Source organism: bacterium (assembly GCA_016716565.1).
Classification (GTDB): domain Bacteria; phylum Bacteroidota; class Ignavibacteria; order Ignavibacteriales; family Ignavibacteriaceae; genus IGN2.
This window is the reverse complement of sequence record JADJWC010000002.1, coordinates 774,287-789,716: the sequence shown is the minus strand read 5'-3', so window position 1 is coordinate 789,716 and position 15,430 is coordinate 774,287. Positions and strand designations below refer to the sequence as shown.

The 15,430-nt window shown below is 37.8% G+C and carries 13 protein-coding genes; all 13 read left to right on the top strand.

Features of this window, described 5'->3' with window-relative positions; all coding sequences use genetic code 11:
- Positions 1–15: 15 nt before the first annotated feature.
- The 13 genes from IPM14_10370 (at position 16) to rfaE2 (ending at position 15,426) form a co-directional block, all read left to right on the top strand.
- Positions 16–537, top strand: a complete 522-nt coding sequence (locus tag IPM14_10370) for an OmpH family outer membrane protein (protein ID MBK9098497.1) — start codon at positions 16–18, stop codon at positions 535–537.
- A 76-nt stretch (positions 538–613) separates the two neighbouring features.
- Entirely contained in the window at positions 614–1,135 is a 522-nt protein-coding gene (locus IPM14_10365; protein ID MBK9098496.1) for an OmpH family outer membrane protein, read from the top strand.
- Positions 1,136–1,139: 4 nt separating this feature from the next.
- Positions 1,140–2,189: a UDP-3-O-(3-hydroxymyristoyl)glucosamine N-acyltransferase gene (gene lpxD / locus IPM14_10360; GenBank protein ID MBK9098495.1), complete on the top strand. Its 1,050-nt coding sequence runs from the start codon at positions 1,140–1,142 to the stop codon at positions 2,187–2,189.
- 103 nt (positions 2,190–2,292) lie between these two features.
- The gene (locus tag IPM14_10355; GenBank protein ID MBK9098494.1) at positions 2,293–3,711 is read left to right on the top strand and encodes a bifunctional UDP-3-O-[3-hydroxymyristoyl] N-acetylglucosamine deacetylase/3-hydroxyacyl-ACP dehydratase; all 1,419 of its coding nucleotides are present in this window, start codon (positions 2,293–2,295) and stop codon (positions 3,709–3,711) included.
- A 2-nt stretch (positions 3,712–3,713) separates the two neighbouring features.
- Positions 3,714–4,490, top strand: coding sequence for an acyl-ACP--UDP-N-acetylglucosamine O-acyltransferase (gene lpxA, locus IPM14_10350; protein ID MBK9098493.1), 777 nt, complete (start codon positions 3,714–3,716; stop codon positions 4,488–4,490).
- Positions 4,487–5,245, top strand: a complete 759-nt coding sequence (locus tag IPM14_10345) for a hypothetical protein (GenBank protein ID MBK9098492.1) — start codon at positions 4,487–4,489, stop codon at positions 5,243–5,245. The genes lpxA and IPM14_10345 overlap by 4 nt, the downstream gene beginning before the upstream one ends.
- A complete protein-coding gene (panB, locus tag IPM14_10340; protein ID MBK9098491.1) occupies positions 5,245–6,060 on the top strand; it encodes a 3-methyl-2-oxobutanoate hydroxymethyltransferase in 816 nt (271 codons plus the stop codon). The genes IPM14_10345 and panB overlap by 1 nt, the downstream gene beginning before the upstream one ends.
- Positions 6,017–7,183 carry a hypothetical protein gene (locus IPM14_10335; GenBank protein MBK9098490.1) on the top strand — a complete coding sequence of 389 codons (1,167 nt, stop codon included), beginning with the start codon at positions 6,017–6,019 and terminating at the stop codon, positions 7,181–7,183. The genes panB and IPM14_10335 overlap by 44 nt, the downstream gene beginning before the upstream one ends.
- A gap of 129 nt (positions 7,184–7,312) precedes the next feature.
- A complete protein-coding gene (locus IPM14_10330; GenBank protein ID MBK9098489.1) occupies positions 7,313–10,255 on the top strand; it encodes a T9SS type A sorting domain-containing protein in 2,943 nt (980 codons plus the stop codon).
- Between the two features lie 1,134 nt (positions 10,256–11,389).
- Complete coding sequence (locus IPM14_10325; protein MBK9098488.1) at positions 11,390–12,043, top strand: T9SS type A sorting domain-containing protein; 654 nt, start codon at positions 11,390–11,392, stop codon at positions 12,041–12,043.
- Between the two features lie 1,291 nt (positions 12,044–13,334).
- Complete coding sequence (locus IPM14_10320) at positions 13,335–13,823, top strand: T9SS type A sorting domain-containing protein (GenBank protein MBK9098487.1); 489 nt, start codon at positions 13,335–13,337, stop codon at positions 13,821–13,823.
- A gap of 132 nt (positions 13,824–13,955) precedes the next feature.
- Positions 13,956–14,951, top strand: coding sequence for a D-glycero-beta-D-manno-heptose-7-phosphate kinase (gene rfaE1, locus IPM14_10315; protein ID MBK9098486.1), 996 nt, complete (start codon positions 13,956–13,958; stop codon positions 14,949–14,951).
- Positions 14,952–14,973: 22 nt separating this feature from the next.
- A complete protein-coding gene (rfaE2, locus tag IPM14_10310; GenBank protein MBK9098485.1) occupies positions 14,974–15,426 on the top strand; it encodes a D-glycero-beta-D-manno-heptose 1-phosphate adenylyltransferase in 453 nt (150 codons plus the stop codon).
- Positions 15,427–15,430: the final 4 nt, after the last annotated feature.

Sequence of the window (15,430 nt, the reverse complement as noted above, 5' to 3'; positions counted from 1 at the left end):
ATAAGGAAAAAAACTGTGAGAAATTCTCTTTTAATTTTAATCGTGTTGTTCAGCACTGCGGTTTTTGCGCAGACCAGTCAAAAAATTGGTTACGTAGATTCGCAAGTAATACTCACGCAGCTTCCGGAAGCGATTAAAGCTCAAAGTGATCTTGATGCTTTAACAAAACTATGGTCAGATCAACTTGATTCAATGACACTTGGTTACCAGCAATTGCTTACTGACTATCAGAAACAGGCAACAACGATGACCGATGAGCAGAAACTATCAAAACAGCAGGAACTCATCGCAATGGAACAGAATATTCTCGGTTTCAGGAATAAAAAATTCGGACAGCCGAATGGAGAAATTTATCTGAAGCAGGAAGAAATCTTTGAACCTGTTAAAAGAAAAATTTATACGGGTATCGAACAGGTGGCAAAGGGCGAAGGAATGCAATTTGTCTTCGATAAAAGTGGAGATATTGTTTTGCTTTATGCTGATGCTGCTTTCGATATAACATTTAAAGTTCTGGATAACCTGAAAAGGGGCAAATAATTTCATTTATTTTAATCAGCAGGTTCTTTCTTTTTGTGGAAGAACCTGTAATTAAAAATTTTAACTCCCCGGAGTCATTATGAAATTCATTCTCTTCTCTTTGTTTTTATACTTACCGCTGTATTCTTTTATAAGCTTTGCACAATTGAAAATCGGCTATGTGGATTCTGATACAATCATGGATAACTATCCTGATGTTCAGGATGCAAGACAGCAGCTCGATGCGTTAGTTCAGGAGTGGCAGTCTGAGCTTAGAAAAATGGAAGGCGAGCTGAAAGCAAAACAGGATGATTATGAAAAAAGAAAGTTGATTATGACCGAGCAGACGAGTGCCGAGGCAATGGCAGAAATTACCAAGCTTCAAAAGGAGATTTCGGATTACCGCGATAAAAAATTTGGTGCTAACGGAGAACTCTTCCAAAAACAAAACGAAGTGATGAAACCAATACAAAATAAAGTTTTCACTATCATTCAGCAGATAGCAAACGAAGAGGCTCTTGACTTTGTATTCGACAGAAGCGGTGATATCCTTTTCCTCTTTGCCAAACCCGAATATGATCTGACACCAAAGGTAATTGAAAGATTAAAACTTGAGTAAGAATATCAGCATTAAAGTTTCCGAAATAGCAAAGCTGGTCAATGGAAAAGTTACCGGCGGTTCAAATATTACAATTAATTCCCTCGCAAGAATTGATGAAGCTGGAGAAGGGGATCTGACATTCTTATATCTCCCAGCATTTGAAAAATTCTTCCCCGCAACTAAAGCATCTGCAATAATTGTAAAAAATGATTTTGCTAAATCACGTAATGACATCACTTACATCGAGGTTGATGCACCCGAAAAAGCATTTGCTGCTGTTTTGTTAAAATTCTTTTCACCGAGTTTCGAACTGGAAGGTATTGATAAAAGCTGTTTTGTGCACGAATCAACTTCATTTGGTAAGAATGTAGCTATTGGTAAAAATGTTGTGATCGGTGCTAATTGCAAAGTTGGCGACGGAGTTAAAATTTTTCATAACACAGTTATCATGGATAATGTTGAAATCGGGGATAACACATTAATTTTTCAGAATGTCAGCATTCGTGAAGATTGCAAGCTTGGAAAAAATGTAATTATTCATGCTGGTGCTGTGATCGGTTCCGATGGATTTGGATATCAGAAGGATGAATCTGGTGCTTATATAAAAGTTCCGCAGATCGGAAATGTAATAATTGAAGATGACGTTGAAATTGGTGCGAACACGACAATTGACAGAGCAACTCTTGGAAGTACTATCATCAAGAAAGGTGTGAAGATCGACAACCTTGTTCAGATCGCTCACAATGTTACCGTTGGAAATAACACAGTAATGTCAGCTCAAAGCGGTGTTTCAGGAAGTGTAAAAATCGGAAACAATGTTATCGTAGCAGGTCAGGTGGGAATTGCAGGACATCTCGAAATTACAGATAACGTAGTCTTAATGGCTCAGTCAGGCGTTCCAAAAACAATTTCAAAGCCGGGATTATATTTTGGATATCCGGCGAAGGAAGCGAAGAAAGCAAGAACTCTCGAAGCACATTATAGAAATTTTCCTGAGTATGTAGAGCGCATCAAAAATTTAGAAGAAGAAATTAGAAGACTTAAAGAACTACTGCCACCAAAAAATTCCTGATATGGTTATTAACTAACTGTCTTCTTTTATTGGAAATCAGGGCTCATCTTACTAATTTTCACATCAATTAATCCAATCAAATCGTAAATAAATCGGATTTTAAATGCTTGAACAGCAAAGAACAATAGCTAAGCCTGTTTCAATAACTGGAATTGGACTTCATACTGGAACTGAATGCAAACTTACCTTTAAACCTGCACCTGAAAATCACGGAATAAAATTTATCAGAGCGGACCTTGGCGGCAGACCTGAAATACCAGCTATAGCTGAAAATGTTGTCGATGTTTCCCGCGGAACGACAATTGGGATTGGTGAAGCTAAAGTTCATACAGTTGAACATGTTTTAGCAGCGATTATGGGTCTTCAAATCGACAATATAATTATTGAAGTTGAAGGAATTGAGCCTCCGGTTGGTGACGGCAGTTCACTTCCTTTTGTTGAAGCGTTGCAGAGCGCAGGTTTTGAGCAGCAGGAAGCTCCGAAAGATTATCTTGTGATTGATCAAACAATTATGCATCACGAAGATGACAGGCAGATCGATATTGTTGCTCTACCGCTCGATGATTACCGTGTCACAGTTATGGTAGATTATCAGAATCCGGCATTGGGCAGCCAGCATACCGGCTTGTTTGATTTTGAAAAAGAATTTGCTTCAGAGTTTGCACCTGCAAGAACTTTTTGTTTCTTAAGTGAAGTTGAAGCCTTAGCAGATCAGGGATTGATAAAAGGCGGTGATATAGATAATGCAGTAGTAATTGTTGATCATAAGTTAAACGAACAGCATCTTTCCGAACTTGGTAAAAAAATTGGTGTGACACAAAAATTTGTTCTGGGAGATAACGGAATTTTAAATAATAAGCAGCTTCGATTCAGGAATGAACCAGTAAGACACAAATTACTTGACCTTATTGGCGATCTCGCACTGATTGGTGCACCGTTGAAAGCGCAGATACTGGCTGCTCGTCCTGGACACAAAGCTAATGTTGAATTTGCAAAGCAGGTGAGAAAATTATACCAGCAGAAAAAGATCGTAAAAAAATATCAGATAGTTAAAAAAGAAGGTGTAGTTTTCGATGCAAATGCAATTGAAAGAATTCTTCCACACCGTTATCCATTTCTGCTGGTTGATAAAATAATCGATCTTGAAGTTGATAAAAAAGTTATCGGTGTAAAATCAGTAACTACAAATGAACCATTCTTCCCGGGACATTTTCCTGGTAATCCGATAATGCCTGGTGTTCTGATTCTTGAAGCAATGGCGCAGACTGGAGGAGTGCTGCTGCTTGGTTCTATTCCCGATCCGCAGGATCATCTCGTCTACTTTATGCAAATAAATAATGCAAAGTTCAGGAAACCTGTTGTTCCCGGTGATCAATTATTTATGGAAGTTGAACTTGTGCAGAAGAAAAGCAAAGTGATTCTTATGAAAGGAAAAGCTTATGTTGATGAGGTTCTTGCTGCCGAAGCAGATTTTATGGCCGGCATTGTTGACAAGCCGAAGACAAATAATAATTCAAAATAAAAATGAAAAATATTCATCCTACTGCGATCGTTAGTCCCGAAGCAAAATTTGGGGAAAATTTAATTGTTGGACCATACGCCATTATTGAAGGTGATGTAGAAATTGGAAATGATTGTTCCATTGGACCACACGCAGTAGTATATAACGGAGCGAGAATCGGTAACAAGGTTAAAATTTCTCAGGGAGCGTCTGTTGCTAACCTTCCACAGGATTTAAAATTTTCAGGTGAACCAACTCTTTTTATTATTGGTGATAATACTGTCGTGCGAGAATTTGCAACTCTGCACAGAGGTACTAAAGAAACAGGCAAATCACAGGTTGGAAAAAATTGTCTGCTGATGGCCTATAGTCATGTACCTCACGATTGCGTAATTGGTGACAATTGTATCATTGCTAACTCTGTGCAGATTGGAGGACATTCTCATATTGAAGATTGGGTGATTATCGGTGGTTTGGCTGGATTACATCAGTTTTCACGTGTTGGCGAACATTCCATGATTGCAGGTGCGGCTAAAATAACACAGGATGTTCCGCCGTATATTCTTGCTGTGAATGATCCGGCCGAATTTGGAGGACTTAATGTTGTTGGATTGAGAAGAAGAGGATTTAAATCTGAAGATATTCAGATGCTCAAGGAAGCCTACAGATATTTATATGATAAATCTTTGAATGTTACCCAGGCAGTAGAAATCATAGAGTCCAAATTTGGTGGTAATAATTATGTCCGGAAAGTATTGAACTTTTTAAGCGGCACGAAAAGGGGAATTGTTGGTAAATGATCTGGCGCTTTTTAAATACCGGTTCAAATACCGGCGATTTTAATATGGAATTTGATCTTGAGCTTGTCAGAAATTTTTCCGGTGTGCCTGTATTAAGAGTTTATCGCTGGCAGCCTTACTGTATTTCTCTCGGCGCGAATCAGGATTACAATTCTATTGATCAAAAAAAAATATCTGATGATGGTTTTACTGCTGTAAAAAGACCAACAGGCGGCAGAGCAATCCTTCATGCTGAAGAATTGACTTACTCAGTTGTCTACCCTGTCTCTGAAGACAAAACACCAAAACAAATTTATCGTGAAATTAATCTTGCATTGCGAAAAGGATTAATTAATTACGACACTGTCTTTGAAAAAATTGAACTTGAACATTCACAGCCTCATTTTCCGTCTTTCTACAAAGATTCAAAAAGTACATTGTGTTTTGCAGTTTCCGCGATGAACGAACTAAATTATGAAGGGAAAAAAGTTGTCGGAAGCGCGCAGCGCAAAATTGGAAATGTTATTCTTCAGCACGGATCTATTCTTTGCGGTAATTTTCATAAAAGGATAATTGATTATCTAACTCTTCCCGGTGAAAAAATTGAAGAGTTAAAATTAGAAATTGAACAAACAACTACTGAACTTGAGGCGATAATCAACGAGAAGATTGATTATCAGGTGTTAGCCGGTTCGATCAAGAAGGGATTTGAAAATCACTTTAATGTTAAGCTGCAAGAAGAAATATTTACAGAAAGTATTTCACAGGTAAACTAATGTCATCAGAAAAAGAAATAAAAAAAGTTACTACAAAAGCTCTCGATATTTTAAAGAAGAAAAAAATTAAGATAACTGCTCTTACCGCTTACGATTTTATCACCGCAAAAATTCTGGATGAAGCAGGAATAGATATAATCCTTGTCGGAGATTCGCTCAGCAATGTTTTCCAGGGTAATGAAACCACTCTGCCGGTTACAATGGATGAAATGATTTATCATACAAAGGCAGTGACAAAAGGAGTTAACCGTGCAATGGTTGTTGTTGATATGCCTTTTATGTCATATCAGCTCGGTGCAGATGATGGTTTCAGGAATGCCGGAAGAATTTTGAAGGAAACTCATGCAGCGGCAGTTAAACTGGAAGGTGGAAGACGTGTTGCAGAAACTGTAAGAAAGATAACTGAGAATGGAATTCCTGTGATGGGTCACATTGGTTTAACTCCGCAGAGTATTCATCAGTTTGGCAGTTACAGAGAGCGAGGCACAACAAAAAAAGAAGCTGAAGAAATTTTTCGTGATGCAAAAGTTCTTGAAGAAGCTGGAGCATTCTCAGTAGTCCTCGAAAAAATTCCGGCATCACTTGCAAAAAAAATCACATCCTCGTTATCGATTCCAACAATCGGAATTGGTGCTGGAAAATATTGTGACGGACAAATTCTCGTTACTCCGGATATGCTTGCACTGAACGTTGATTTTCATCCGAGATTTGTAAGACATTATTCAAAACTGGCAGAAGAAATTAATAAAGCTGTTAAGTCATACATAGTGGATGTTAAAAAAAGCAGCTTCCCATCAGCGGACGAAAGTTATTAATTTGGATATGGTTTTTGCAATAAATTCCATTTTTCAAAAAACATCTTTATACATTTCTGTTTTTCTACTATTCATTTTTTTATCCGTTGAAATTCTCTCCCAGGTAGAATCCGAAATATTTCTGAAAGGTGCTGCTATTACTGACATAGCAGAAGAGGAAGGTTTTCTGTGGGTTTCAACTTATGGACAGGGAATTTACCGTTATTCAATCGCTGATGGAAAATGGACAAACTTTTCTACTAAAAGCGGAAACCTGAGCGACGACCTTTTCTACGCAATTGAAGTGAGCAAGAATTTTGTTTGGGCAGCATCGGTAGAAGGATTGTTCACATTTACAAAGAAGGGCGGACGCTGGGATAAACGAAAATTTGCCCAGGGCGGTGAATTCGGCAACTGGATTCGTTCTCTTAAATTTGACCCATCACAAAATGTTTTGTGGATAGGAAGATTCAGAAACATTACTCGATTCGATCTTAAAACAAGAAACTACCAGGACATCAGTCGTATCCAGGGGAATGATCAGAAATCAAATACAATCAAATCGATTGAACTCGATGGCGACAGCTTAGTCTGGTTTGGAACAGAATCAGGTGTTCACATATTCAACAAAAAAAAGAAACATACTGATCCATCTGCATGGAGATATTTTTCAAATAAGTCCAAAGCATTTAAAGAAGAAGGCAAAACAGTTTCAGTTTCTAAAATTCTTTTCGAAGGAAGAAACATCTGGTTTGGAACCGATGAATTCATAACTGCTGAAGAACCGGATTTTAATCTTGGCGGAGTTTACATTCACGACCGGAGAATTAACTGGGACAGGATATATAAACGCGATGGTCTCGGAGGTAATGGAATATATTCTCTATGCAGGATTGGTAATTATATCTGGGTCGGTGTTTATGAATTTGACAAGCAGAAAAAACTTGAGTATGGAAAGGGTTTATACCTGATCAACAGAATTACCAAGCAGGTGATACCTGTTGACCTTAATGAATTGGACATTACATCTTCTTCAATTTTATCATTTCATTTCGACGGAAAATATCTCTGGATTGGAACAGGCGAAGGTCTGGCAAGACTGAAGATTGACAACCGTCTCGCAGTTTGGCCAAAAAACAAATAATTCCCGCCTCAATCTGAATCAATAAATTTTGGCATAAATTAATCCCGAAATTTCTCTGATATTTTAGTTTACTCTGGCAATTAATTTATTTAATTTTAAAATAATCAGGGTAAAAATTAAGGGTGCATTATGAAGAATATTCTCAAATTCTTGCTGGCACTTGGGGTTTGCACATCTGCCTTCGCTCAAATTAAGGAAGTTACCAGGCTTCCCGTTCAGGATATCTCACAATCAATCAAAGAATCTGCACCGGTATGGATATCAGAAGATGAAATAATCATTTTCTATGTTAATCCGGAAATGGATACAATCTTCTCATCAAAAAGCACCGATAGGGGCATTAGCTGGCAGGATCCAAAAGTTGTCCAAGAAATAAATCTATTAACTATTCAGGATGCAATTTATCTTACTGCATTGAAAACTATATCAGGAAGGATATTGTTTGCCTGGTCCGTTATGAATGAATCAATGAAATTAATTTATTCTGATAATTTAGGAGAAAGTTGGTCTGAGCCATTGAGTATTATGGGTGGTGGATCACAACCTGTTTTCCAGAAAAGTTCGAGGTTCTTAAATATTACGCAATGGGAAAATGGCGAAATTTGTCTTTGCTTTTGGAACCATTGGGATAGTAGAAGTTTTTACAAAATGAGTTTAGATGATGGAACCAGTTGGAGTGTTAATGCATTTTGGTTCCCCCCGACAGCCGTTTATGGAACGAGAGAATTATCGATAATTTCTGTCGGGCCAAATTCACTCGTAGCGGTCTATGAAAGAATCGTGCAAAATTTTAGTGGAATTTATTCTCGCATCAGTTCAGATTATGGCTTGAATTGGTCGGACCCTATTGTTATAGCAGACCAGGTTTATCACGAAGGAAGACCAAAGGTTTTGGAATTAGCAAACGGGAATATCATTGTGGTATATCAGAGAGATAATATTACAGCAGCAACGAGCTCCGGTGATAAAGATATCTACTATAAAATAAGCAGTGATAGGGGAGTAACCTGGTCAGAAGAAATCCAGTTTACTAGATACATTGGCGAAGACAACTCACACAGCATTTCAACATTTAACAATAAATCCTTCATTTCATTTGCTACTGAAAGATATTCCGAAATTATTCCGACTGAGTTCCATCACAATATAGCATACGGAATATTGCAGGAATCCGAAGAGAAATTCACCCCGCCGAAAGTTTACCACGCATATGCACAAGAAGAGTTTAGGGATTATGAAAATGAATCCTTTGTCCTTAAGCTCACGGTAATTGATGATGAAGCGGTAAAGTCAGTAACGGTTGTGATTGATGATTCAGTTTATATCGGGCAGGCTTTTGATGACGGGTTGCACGATGACGGAGAAGCAAATGACTCAGTTTTTGCTAATACTTTTCCGTTGTTTAATCACAGGTATATTAATGGTTATAATTTCAGTGCGAATAAAATAGAACTGCCAATGAATCATTCCGGATTACTTGCGGATGTGAGTATGGAATATAATCTAGAGGTGAGAGTGCTTTCTTCAGATTATGAGAACAATCAGTCTACTTATAAAAGTGATATTTCACTTGTGGGGATAGGATCGCTGGGTAAATTCGAAGAAGGAGAATTTCTTTTTTCGGGAGGATTTTATCTTTCTGGTTACACAAACGGCACAATGTGGTCTAATGGTGTGGCCTCATCTTCACTGGTAGAAGATTACATACCGGGAATGGTAGGCTCTGATCCGGAAGATCCCCTCTCTGGAATCTATGTTGTCAGAAAAGACGATCTTCCATTTGGTTCATCATGGCAGGATTGGAAAAACGCTGTTTCACTTGGCGCTGAATTTTATGATGGTGATGGAGACGGTATTTATAATCCTGTTGATAAAAACTGGAACGGCACGTGGGATTTGAATGAAGATATGCCTCCATTAATTGGCGATGTGATTGCCTGGTGTGTCTTTAACGACGGCAGACCAGCATATCAGCGCAGATGGCAATCAGAACCACAAGGAATAGAAATAAGGCAAACACTTTTTGCAATAAATGATCCAGAATTAGAAAATGTTATTTTCATTAAGTACAAAATTCTGAATACGGGTTCAGCAGCTGAGATAATGGATTCAGTTTATTTTGGAGTTTGGGAAGACGCAGATGTAGGAGATGCAAACGATGATATAGTTGGCTGTGATACGTTACTTCAATCAGGTTTTTACTATTCTGATGTACCGGATTGGGTCTATGGCGATAATCCGCCTTCTTTCTTTACCTCCTTATTACAAGGACCTATAATTAAAACAGGCAATACATTTGATACCGCTTATAATTTTCAAGGAACTTTGATTGGTGTTGAAGAAATCGTAGGTGCTTTAAACTTGAATATTACTTCGCACACTTTGACGATTGGCGGTGATCCCGATCTTAATGATCCTAATGATGCAAATGAAGCAAGAAATTATCTCGAAGGTCGGACAAGGACAGGTTTTTATCCAGATCCCTGTACATTTCTTTATTTTGAAGTTAAAGGTGGAGTTGATTGTAGTGAAATCAATCCCAGGTTTTGGGTTTCAGGTGACCCTGTTACTGATATTGGTTGGTTGAGCTCACAAAATCGTGATTGTAGGAATATAGTCAGCACAGGTCCATTTCAATTAGAAAAAGATAAACCACAGGAAATAATTATTGCTTATGTAATTGGCAGAGGAAGCGATCCATTGAATTCTGTTACAGTAGCAAGAGAAAATGTTCAGAGAGCAATACAGGAATACGAAAGTAATTTTGCATCGATTACTTACACACCGCCGCCTGCAACAAATCCTGTAAACAGTTATGTGCTTTACCAGAACTACCCCAATCCATTCAATCCAACGACGACAATAAGATATGAGCTTCCACAAGATGGAGTAGTGACAATTGAAGTGTTTGACATACTTGGGCAAAAAGTAAAAACAATACTAAATGAATTTAAAAGAGCAGACAGGTATGAAGTAACATTTAGTAGTACAGGGTTAGCAAGCGGGGTTTACATTTATCAACTAAGAGTAAACGACTTCATCACAAGTAAAAAAATGATTTTGTTAAGATAAAAGTAATTATTAAATATTAATAAAAAATTGGAGGAAGAAATGAAGACAACGGTTTTCAAAAAAGAAATTCTTTTCTGGTTCTTCCTGACTTTCCTGATTAGCTATTCAGGGACATTCAGCCAGAACGTTGGTTCAGCGGCTTACATACAGGTAAATGATATTTATCTGCCTTTTAGCAACAAAGGTGTAATTGCAGATGTAAACATTGCTCCAAATGGGCAAGGTGGTCAATTTGCCGGAGGTATTTTTCTATTTTCATCGGGTTTCTGGCTAAGTGGATATTTAAATGATTCTCTGTGGGCAAATGGAGTTGCGTCTGCTAATTTAGTTGAAGATTATCTTGCTGGTACTGTTGGTATGGATCCAAACGATCCAAAAGCTTCAATCTACAAATTGACTTCTTCTGATATTCCTTTCGGACAAAGCTGGCAGGATTGGATCGATGCAGTCGATCTCGGTGCAGATTTTTATGATGGCAATAGTGACGGAAATTACAATCCAGTTGATCTAAATGGAAATAACCAGTGGGATCCGGATGAAGACAAACCCGATTTAATTTTAGATGAAACTTATTGGTGCGTTTTCAACGATGGACTTCCTGCAGATCAAAGGAGGTGGCATGCAGAACCACAGGGAATAGAAGTCAGACAAACAATTTTTGCTGAAGCTTCAACAGGTGCAATTAGTAATGCAGTATTTGTCAGATACAGAATTAAGAATACAGGATTAATCTCCGACACTTTAAAAGATGTTTACTTCAGTATGTGGGCTGATGCAGATGTTGGAGACCCAACAGATGATGTTTCAGGATGCGATACAATAAGACAAGGTGCTTATTTTTATGGTAATCAACCTGATGCTTCTTATGGTAACCAGGTTCCTTCATTTATGATGGATATGTTAACGGGACCTCTTTCTTATATTTCTGGAGAAACTTTTATAGATGTGAACGGAAATAACATTTTTGAAAATGGAATAGATACACCAATTGATACCGCGATAAATTATCTTGGACCAATTGGTATACGAGTGTACCCAGGTGCAAAAAATATTGCGCTCAGCTCAGCTATTACTTCTTTTAAAAATACACCAGGCTATAGTGATCCTGATACTAAAATACAAGTTCGTAATTATATGATCGGTCTTACTGAAAATGGTCTATTGCTTGATCCATGTACCTTTGCTTTTGGTGAGGTTAGGGGCGGAGTTGGTTGCAACTTAGTTAATCCAATATTCTGGTTTTCTGGTGATCCCGTGACTGATATCGGTTGGATTTGTATTCAAAAAGGAGATTTACGCGCTGCCGGAACAGCCGGACCATTCACTTTAGTCAAAGATCAGGAAGTAGAAATACTAATAGGATATGAAATTGACAGGGGCACAACACCGCTTGGAGGAATAACAGCAGTGAGAGCAGTTTCAGATGCTGTTCAAGTTTTTTATGAAAATAATTTTGGTTATCCAATTGTATCTGTGGATAATGAAATACCTATGATTTCCAATTTTAAACTTGAGCAGAATTATCCAAACCCATTTAACCCAAGCACAAATATTGGGTTTGTCATTGCGAGCGAAGCGAAGCAATCTCAACCGGTAACTTTAAAAGTCTACGATGTTTTAGGAAATGAAGTAGCAACTTTAGTGAATGAGGAACTTTCTGCAGGTGAATATGAAGTGACATTCGATGTAGGGGCAAGTCGTGACTTGTCCTTATCAAGCGGAATTTACTTCTATACTCTCCGTGCTGGGGAATTCGTTCAAACAAAGAAAATGGTTTTAATGAAGTAAATTTTTAATAGTTATAATGGAGGAAGAAATGAAGACAACAGTTTTCAAAAAAGAAATTCTTTTCTGGTTCTTCCTGATTTTCCTGATTAGCTATTCAGGGACATTCAGCCAGAACGTTGGTTCAGCGGCTTACATACAGGTAAATGATATTTATCTGCCTTTTAGCAACAAAGGTGTAATTGCAGATGTAAATATTCCACCACTTGGTTCGACAGGGCAATTTGCAGAAGGTACATTCCTATTTTCATCGGGATTCTGGCTAAGCGGTTACTCAAATGATTCATTATGGGCAAATGGAGTTGCCTCAGCTTCGCTAGTAGAAGATTATCTCGCCGGGACAGTTGGAATGGATCCGAATAATCCCAATGCAGCAATCTACAAACTCGCCTCATCTGATATTCCATTCGGACAAAGCTGGCAGGATTGGATCGATGCAGTCGATCTCGGTGCAGATTTTTATGATGGCAATAGTGACGGAAATTACAATCCAGTTGATCTAAATGGAAATAACCAGTGGGATCCGGATGAAGACAAACCCGATTTAATTTTAGATGAAACTTATTGGTGCGTTTTCAACGATGGACTTCCTGCAGATCAAAGGAGGTGGTATGCAGAACCCCAAGGTATAGAAGTCAGACAAACAATTTTTGCTGAAGCTTCAACAGGTGCAATTAGTAATGCAGTATTTGTCAGATACAGAATTAAGAATACAGGATTAATCTCCGACACTTTAAAAGATGTTTACTTCAGTATGTGGGCTGATGCAGATGTTGGAAATGCTGTTGATGACGTTTATGGCTGTGATACAATTCGGCAGGGAACTTACTTCTATAATAACACACCTGATCAGGTTTATGGGAACCAGGTGCCATCATTTATGATGGATATGTTAGCGGGACCTCTTTCTTATATTTCTGGAGAAACTTTTATAGATGTGAACGGAAATAACATTTTTGAAAATGGAATTGATACACCATTAGATACTGCAGTAAACTATCTGGGACCAATTGGGATTACAATTTTCCCCGGTGCAAAAAATCTGGATATAAATTCGGCAGTGTACCATATCGGTGGAGATCCTAACCTGAGAGAACCTGCAAATTTAACTGAAGCTCGAAACTATACTTTTGGATTGACCATAATAGGTCAAGTAGTAAATCCGTGTACCTGGCAATATGGTGAGGTAAGAGGTAGTGTTCCGTGCAATCTGGTTAATCCATACTTTTGGTGTTCCGGTGATCCCGTTACAGATGTAGGATGGATTTGTAATCAAAACCATGACGTTCGTGGAATGGGTTCAGTAGGACCTTTTGCTCTGATAAAAGATCAGGAAATAGAAGTATTAATCGGTTACGAAGTTGATAGAAGCACAACACCACTTGGCGGAATTACTGCAGTACGTGCAATCTCCGATGCCGTACAAGAATTTTATGAAAATAATTTTGGTTACCCGATTGTTTCTGTAGAAGATGAAATACCAATAGTAACGGAATTTAAACTCGAACAAAACTTTCCGAATCCATTCAATCCCAGTACAAAAATAAAATTTACAATCCCATCAGTAGAGAGGATCCCGCGGATCGTCTTTACAACATTAAAGGTTTACGATGTTCTTGGAAATGAAATAGCAACGCTAGTAAACGAAGAACTATCTGCCGGTGAATACGAAGTTGAGTTTTCACCAGAATCCAGTATCAAGAATCCAGCATCCGGAATTTACTTCTACACTCTCCGTTCTGGTTTATTCATTCAAACAAAGAAAATGATTCTCTTGAAATAAAAACAAATTAAACCTTGACAGCAATCTTGGGCGACTCATCGAGTCGCCCCTACAATTCAACATTTACGGGCTTTCTAACCTCTTCATTTATACTTATTTTAATTGTTAATTTTTGCAATAATCAGGTAAAAAATGGTTGATATTTCAAATAAACGACTAGATGAACTCAGGAAAAGCTTCGATGGAAAAAGAATCGCAGTCATTGGCGATATGATGCTCGATGGTTATTTCTGGGGAGATGTTAAAAGAATTTCTCCTGAAGCACCGGTTCCGGTGCTTGAAGTTGAAGATGAATTTTTCCGTTTCGGCGGTGCAGCGAACGTTGCTTTGAATATTCTAACTCTTGGTGGAATTCCCGTCCCTGTGGGTGTAATTGGTAATGATAATTATGGAAATATTTTTTCTTCATTGCTGAAAGAAAAGAAAATAGATCCTGCAGGAATAGTAATCGACAACGACCGACCAACTACAACCAAAACTCGTGTTATTGCTAACAATCAGCATGTCGTTCGAATAGATAAGGAAAGCAAAGCTTATATAAATAATAAAATCGAAGCTAAAATTTTATCCTATGTTGAAACTGATCTTAGTAAACTTGATGGAATAATTCTCCAGGATTACAACAAAGGAATCTTAACTCCTTCACTCATCTCTAAAATTATTTCACTTGCGAATAAAAATAATATTCTCATTACAGTCGATCCGAAGTTTGATAATTTCTTCGAATACAAAAATGTAACTGTCTTCAAGCCAAACAGAAAAGAAACTGAAACAGTACTTGGGATCAGAATTAAAGACGACAAAGACATTTCATCGGCGGGAAGAGATCTTCTGCACAAACTAAAATCAAAATATGTATTGCTTACTCTTGGTGAAGGAGGTATTGCTGTATTTGAAAATGATGACAAAGAAAGACGAATGCCTACCAAAGCAAGAAAAGTAGCTGATGTTTCTGGTGCCGGAGATACAGTTATTTCAACTTTAACCGTAGCACTTGCAGCTGGTGCAAATATTTATGAAGCCTGTTTCCTTGCCAACTATGCTGCGGGAATTGTCTGCGGTGAAGTCGGGATCGTTCCGATCGAGAAAGAAGCTCTCTTTCAAATTGTTTTAAAAGAAAATATATGAGCTCTGCAATTTCACTTCCAGAATTAAAGAAATCAGATCAAAGCTTAAAACTGAAGGGAAAAAAGTAGTCTTCACAAACGGAGTATTTGATTTGATACACGCCGGACACGTGGATTATCTTTCCAAAGCAAAAAATCTTGGCGACATTTTAGTTGTCGGTTTAAACTCCGATGATTCAGTCAGAAGAATCAAGGGAGATAAGAGACCAATTCTCAAACAGAAAGAAAGAACATTTGTTCTCGCTAATCTCAAACCAGTAGATTATGTCGTTCTGTTTGAAGAAGACACTCCCGAAAAATTAATTTCCGAAATTATTCCTGATATTCTTGTAAAAGGTGCGGACTGGTCAGTTGAGAAAATTGTAGGCAAGGATATCGTTGAAAAACACGGCGGAAAAGTTATGAATATTGAATTTGTAAACGATCAGTCAACTTCAAAAATTATTGAACTGATAGTTGAGCGTTATTCAAATTAACCGG

Excerpts from the sequence above, each read along its gene's own strand:
- IPM14_10355 (MBK9098494.1), top strand. The coding sequence starts at position 2,293 with ATGCTTGAACAGCAAAGAACAATAGCTAAGCCTGTTTCAATAACTGGA.
- lpxA (MBK9098493.1), top strand. The coding sequence starts at position 3,714 with ATGAAAAATATTCATCCTACTGCGATCGTTAGTCCCGAAGCAAAATTT.
- IPM14_10345 (MBK9098492.1), top strand. The coding sequence starts at position 4,487 with ATGATCTGGCGCTTTTTAAATACCGGTTCAAATACCGGCGATTTTAAT.
- panB (MBK9098491.1), top strand. The coding sequence starts at position 5,245 with ATGTCATCAGAAAAAGAAATAAAAAAAGTTACTACAAAAGCTCTCGAT.
- IPM14_10335 (MBK9098490.1), top strand. The coding sequence starts at position 6,017 with ATGTTAAAAAAAGCAGCTTCCCATCAGCGGACGAAAGTTATTAATTTG.
- IPM14_10330 (MBK9098489.1), top strand. The coding sequence starts at position 7,313 with ATGAAGAATATTCTCAAATTCTTGCTGGCACTTGGGGTTTGCACATCT.
- IPM14_10325 (MBK9098488.1), top strand. The coding sequence starts at position 11,390 with ATGATCGGTCTTACTGAAAATGGTCTATTGCTTGATCCATGTACCTTT.
- IPM14_10320 (MBK9098487.1), top strand. The coding sequence starts at position 13,335 with ATGGGTTCAGTAGGACCTTTTGCTCTGATAAAAGATCAGGAAATAGAA.
- rfaE1 (MBK9098486.1), top strand. The coding sequence starts at position 13,956 with ATGGTTGATATTTCAAATAAACGACTAGATGAACTCAGGAAAAGCTTC.